At 69.8% G+C, this 6,000-nt stretch carries 2 protein-coding genes and 2 pseudogenes; 3 read left to right on the top strand and 1 reads right to left on the bottom strand.

Features of this window, described 5'->3' with window-relative positions; translation table 11 throughout:
* Positions 1 to 366: 366 nt before the first annotated feature.
* On the top strand, positions 367 to 978 hold the full coding sequence (locus ACWD26_RS40640) for a hypothetical protein (protein ID WP_451278215.1): 612 nt from the start codon (positions 367 to 369) through the stop codon (positions 976 to 978).
* A 159-nt stretch (positions 979 to 1,137) separates the two neighbouring features.
* Positions 1,138 to 4,290 (top strand): annotated as a pseudogene (locus tag ACWD26_RS40635) (DUF6531 domain-containing protein); the annotation flags it as partial.
* Positions 4,291 to 4,305: 15 nt separating this feature from the next.
* Here ACWD26_RS40635 and ACWD26_RS40630 read toward each other — a convergent pair.
* Entirely contained in the window at positions 4,306 to 5,475 is a 1,170-nt protein-coding gene (locus tag ACWD26_RS40630; protein WP_451278213.1) for an ISAs1 family transposase, read from the bottom strand.
* Positions 5,476 to 5,602: 127 nt separating this feature from the next.
* On the opposite strand from ACWD26_RS40630, the pseudogene ACWD26_RS40625 reads away from it, so the two are divergent.
* Positions 5,603 to 5,831: pseudogene (locus ACWD26_RS40625) on the top strand (RHS repeat-associated core domain-containing protein); the annotation flags it as partial.
* Positions 5,832 to 6,000 lie beyond the last annotated feature (169 nt).

The following is a 6,000-nucleotide window of genomic DNA, read 5'->3' as shown; positions in this document are numbered from 1 at the left end:
GGCCGGCTTCGTGAACCGCCGAGGGCGACTTCCCACCACGTGGGGCGACTTCGCCACCGCCGGGGCCGACTCGCGTCGCCGGGGCCGGCTTCGTGAACCGCCGAGGGCGACTTCCCACCACGTGGGGCGACTTCGCCACCGCCGGGGCCGACTCGCGTCGCCGGGGCCGGCTTCGTGGACCGCCAGGGGCAACGTCGCGCACCGCCGGGGTCCGAGCCTGGCGGGCCGACTTCGCGCACCGCCGGGCCGCTTCGTAGACCGTCAGGGCGGGCTTCGCGCACCGCCCGGGCGGGCTTCGTTCGGACTGCGCGAGGGCAAAGATCTCGGCGTTGCAGCGCTCGGCGCAGCGGTGCGATGATCGCACGCATGTCTGATCGCGGGGAGGGCGGTGGAGCGGCGGAGGGCACACGCCGGTCCAGGATCTTGGATTACCTGGAGGCGCCCGTCCCGGCGGGGCCGACGAGTTCGGCAGAGCCGCCCGATGCCGCGCCCCCGCCTCCGCCCCCGGTGGACCACCACGGCCCGCCACCTCCCACCGACGCAGGTGACGAGGCCGACCAGGCCGCCCTTCGCCGCCGCCGACGCGAAGCCGCCGCCCTGCTCGGCGAGTTCCGGCGTACGGCGGTCCTGGTGCCCCTGTCGGACGACGGCGACCCGCTCACCGGGGAGTACGGCGGCGTCCGCTGGATCTACGCCTTCTCGGACGAGCCGTCCCTGGCTCGATTCGCTGTCGCAAGGGGCGAAGGCGCGCGGGAGTGGACGTACGACCGTGTCCTGGGCGCCCGACTGCTGGACGTGGCGATCCCGGCGATGCCGGTGCCGTACGGGGTGGCGCTGGACGTCGGCAGCGACGGCCAGGGCGCGTTGTTCCCGCCGGTGACGGGGATCGTGCCGGACGCGGCGGCGGTGGACGTGGACCTGGACGTGGACGCGCACGGGACGAACGTAACGGGCGGCAACGGGGAGTTGGCTCGATGAACGACGGCGGAGGCGGTGGCGGAGCCGTTGGCCCCGGCGGAGGCGGTGGCGGTGAGAAGGACCTGCAGGTGGAAGGCCTGTCCCTGATCACCGAGGGCATCAACCTGGCCATGGCGGAGCTTCGCGAACTCGGCATGCTCGGTGAGGCGAGCGTGGGCCGCGGCGCACCCGGACCGGGCCCTGAAAGACGCCTGGCAGTCCGCCAAGAAGGACCCGTCCGAGTTCACCGGCCGCGTCATCCTCGACCTGCTGGGGACGAAGGGTGCGGGAGCGGCGCGCGGGGTGGCGACGGGCGGGATCAAGGGGGCGGTCAGGCACGGTCTCGAGGACGCGGCCGACGCGGGAGCTCAACGAGGCGCGAGGGAGGCCGCCGAGAAGGCGCCCCAGGAGCACGACAACCCCAACCGGAAGGTCGAGAAGGACCCGACCGACCCGGTCGATCTCACCACGGGCAAGATGTACCTGCCGCAGACGGACGTGGTACTTCCGGGTGCGCTCCCCCTCGTCTTCCGACGGCGGGTCGAGTCCGGCTACCACTTCGGCCGCTGGTTCGGCCCGTCGTGGTCCTCGACGGTCGACCAGCGCCTGGAGATCGACTCCGAGGGCGTCGTCTTCGTCACCGAGGACGGCCTGCTCCTCGCCTACCCCCATCCCGCGCCGGGCGTCCCGACCCTCCCCAGCCACGGCCCCCGCTGGCCGCTGGACCGGGAGGACGGCGGCTACACGGTCACCGACCCGCAGACCCACCGCGTCTGGCACTTCACCGACCGCGGGGACGACCTGGCCGTCATCGAGCAGATCGACGACCGCAACGGCAACTGGCTCACCTTCGAGTACGACACCGAGGGCACCCCTCTGGGCATCGTCTCCAGCGCCGGATACGACGTACGGATCATCACCGAGGCCGGCCGGGTCACGGCACTCCGGCCGGCCTCCGGCGACCAGGAACTGAAGCGCTACGGCTACACGGACGGCAACCTGACCGAGGTCGTCAACTCGTCCGGGCTCCCGCTCCGCTTCACGTACGACGAGGCCGACCGGATCACGTCCTGGACGGACACGAACGACCGCGGCTACACGTACGCATACGACGACCGGGACCGCTGCGTCGCCGAGGGCGGCACGCACGGTCACATGAGCCTGCGTTTCACCTACGGCGAGCGGGACCCTGGGACCGGCCGCCGCGTGACGACCACGACGACCGGCGAGGGCCACACCCGCCACTTCGTGATCAACGACGCCTGCCAGGTCGTCGCCGAGATCGACCCCCTCGGCGCGGCCACCCGCTTCGAACGGGACCGCTACCACCGCCTGCTCTCCCGCACGGACCCCCTCGGCCACACGACGACATTCCGCTACGACGAGGCAGGCAACCCGACCCTCGTCGTACGCCCGGACGGCCGCGAGGCGAGGGCTGAGTACAACGAACTCGGCCTGCCGGACCGGGTGGTGAACCCGGACGGCACGGTGATCCGCCAGACGTACGACGAACGGGGCAACCGCACATCGGTGACGGCCCCCACAGGTCTGACCACCCACTTCACATACAACGACTCGGGCCACCTGACCGCCGTCACCGATCCCCAGGGCCACACGGCAACGATCCGCTGCGACCGTGCCGGCCTTCCCTTGGAGATCACGGACCCCCTGGGTGCGACCACTCGGTACGAACGTGACCCCTTCGGCCGGCCCGTCAGTGTCACGGACCCGACGGGTGCGGTGACCCGGCTGGAGTGGACGGTCGAGGGCCACCTCGCCCGCCGCACGGCCGCCGACGGCACCACGGATTCGTGGACGTACGACGGCGAGGGCAACTGCGTCACCCACACGGACCCGATGGGCGGGGTCTCCCGCTTCGAGTACACCCATTTCGATCTGCTGACGGCTCGGACGGGCCCGGACGGCGTGCGCCACGAGTTCGAGCATGACCTGGAGCTACGGCTGACCAAGGTCACCAACCCGCAGGGCCTGACGTGGAGCTACGCGTACGACGCGGCAGGCCGTCTGATCACCGAGACGGACTTCGACGACCGCACCCTCACCTACGAGCACGACGTGGCGGGCCGTCTGACGTCCCGCACGAACGCCCTCGGCCAGGTGGTGTCGTTCGAGCGCAACGCCCTGGGCCAGGTGCTCCGCAAGGACGCGGCCGGCGACGTCACGACGTACGCGTACGACATGACGGACCAGCTCGCCCAAGCGACCGGCCCGGACGGCACGACTCTGACGATCCTGCGCGACCGCTTCGGCCTGGTGCGCTCGGAGACGGTCGACGGGCGAGCACTGACGTACACGTACGACGACCTGGGCCGCCGGACGGGCCGCACGACCCCGTCCGGCGCGACGACGACGTGGACGTACGACGCGGCGGGCCGCCGTACAGGCATGGTCGCCGGGGGCCGCGCCATCGACTTCACCTACGACGAGGCCGGCCGCGAGCTGACCCGCCGGATCGGCGAGACGGTCACCGTCGAGCACACCTTCGACTCCGTCGGCCGCCTCACCACCCAGGCGGTGACGGGCCCGTCCGGCCGCTCGATCCAACACCGCACGTACCACTACCGCGCCGACGGCAACCTGACCGACATCGACGACCAACTCTCGGGTTCCCGCCACTTCGATCTGGACGCGGCGGGCCGGGTGACAGCGGTGCACGCGGCGAACTGGACGGAGAGGTACGCGTACGACGCGGCAGGCAACCAGACGTCAGCGTCCTGGCCGTCGGCCCACCCGGGCCATGAGGCCACGGGTGAGCGCTCATACCAGGGCACCCGCATCACTCGCGCGGGACGCGTCCGCTATGAACACGACGAGCTGGGCCGCATCACCCTCCGCCAGAAGCCCCGCCTCTCCCGCAAGCCGGACACCTGGCGGTACGAGTGGGACGCCGAGGACCGCCTGACCTCGGTGCTCACTCCGGACGGCACGCGTTGGCGCTACACGTACGATCCGCTGGGCCGCCGCACGGCGAAGCTTCGCCTGGCGGACGACGCGGAAACGGTGGTGGAACGGGTCGACTTCACCTGGGACGGCACGACCCTTTGCGAACAGCGCACGACATCCCGGGATCTGTCGAACCCCGTGACTTTGACTTGGGACCACCACGGCCTACGCCCCATCGCCCAGACAGAACGCATCACCGCCGCAGGGGCACCACAGGAAGAGATCGACTCCCGCTTCTTCGCCATTGTCACCGACCTGGTCGGCACCCCGAGCGAACTCGTGGACGACCAGGGCGAGATCGCCTGGCGGACGCGGAGCACAGTGTGGGGTACGACCGCCTGGGCTACCAAGAGCGCCGCCTACACACCCAGGGCTGATGCGTTCTCAGATTTCGAGATCGAGTAGTTGGAGTGCGTGGTCGGTTCGTGACCGATAGTGGTCGGTGGCGGCGGCGATGTTCGTCCATCCGGCCTGGCGGATGAGGCCGATGGCGAGGTTGCGGAGCGTCGCCATCGCGCGGGGTGCGGTGCCGGTGCGGACACTGGAGGCGTCTTCGGCGAAGGTCACGTCCCGCACGTGGTGCAGGGCTTCCACCTGCCAGTGCCCGCGGATCAGTTCGGCGAGCTGGGATGCTGTGACCTGGTCCGGGGTGAGGCTGGTGACCGCGTAGATCGTCTTGATGGTGGTCTTGCCGGTCCTGCGGTTTATGCGACGCCGCTTGACCTCGATGGCTTGGACGGCGTGGGGGAAGAGCAGTCCGGGCTGGACGGTGCAGACCTTGAGTCGGCGGATTTCGCGGCGTCCGTGTCGCTGGTCGCGGGTGCGGTGCTGGAGCGGGACCTCCCGCCAGGGCAGGTGCCGCAGCTGACGGCGAAGTTTCTTCTGGTTGCCTTTGACGACCAGGATGTAGTGGGCACCCTGGGCGGTGATCTGCTCGGCGTGGCCGGTCTGGGTGTGCAGCGCGTCGGCGGTGATGACGTGGCCACGCAGGTCGAGTGGCTCAAGCAGCGGGGCAAAGGCGGGGATTTCGTTGCTCTTCGCGGCGATCTGCCGCTGGGAAATCACGGCCTGGCTCTCGTGCAGGACCGCGGCCAGGAGGTGGACAGCCGTCTGGCCGTCACGACGGCTGCCGCGTACGGCCTTGCCGTCGACGGCCAGTCCCACCAGCGCGGGCGCCTCGTCCTGGACCGGGTCACGGGAGTACCGGGCGAGCCAGGCACCCACTGCGTCATCAAAGGCGTCGCCGTCGATGCGGGACAGCAGGCGGCCCAGGGTGGTGGCACGCGGGAGACGCGTAAGGCCGATGCGTGTCCGTGTTTCAGGGGCGGCGTCGACGGCGAACCGGGAGATGCCGGCCAGTGTGGTGGCACCGCCGAGGACTGCGAGCAGGCACAGGGCGAGCAGGGAGCCCAGCCGGTAGCGGCGGCCTCTGACCCGCCTCGGATCGGGGAGCCGGTCCAAGATCTCGCGGAGTGAGGTGAGTTGCTCGGGCGGGCAGGGCAGGCCGACGTGCCCGCAGTGGCGCTGCAGGACGCCGATCAGGGAGGATGACACGCGAACGCGACCCCTGTTCGTGATCAAAGGCTTCGAGAACCTTGATCATCGGGGGTCGCGTTCACCGTCTCCAGTCCGGCCGCCGCGGCGCATGCACACGCGATCAGCTCATCTCGCCGAGTGAGAACGCATCAGCCCTGCCTACACACCTCTTCGATTTCCCGGCCAGTATTACGACCCGGAAACGGGCCTGCACTACAACTACTTCCGCCACTACGATCCCGAAACCGCCCGCTACCTCAGCCCTGATCCCCTTGGGCTCGCCCCAGCACCAAATCCAACTACCTACGTCTACAATCCTCACAGATTGGTCGACCCGCTAGGTTTGGCACCGGGCGGGTGCCCCGAAGAGGATCATCTGTTCCGCGGGACGACCAAGGGTTTCAACGCGGGCGATAATGCACAGAGTTCGGGGTTTACTCCCACCTCAACAGACCCCGGTGTGGCAACAGCGTTTGCCAGACATTCCGAGCAATTCGGTGAAGCCGTGGTCCAACTTATCCCGCGGAGCGCACTCGAAGGAAT

This window comes from Streptomyces sp. NPDC002787 (genome assembly GCF_053592095.1).
The sequence above is the reverse complement of the archived record's forward strand: the minus strand, read 5'-3'. Positions and strand labels throughout refer to the sequence as shown.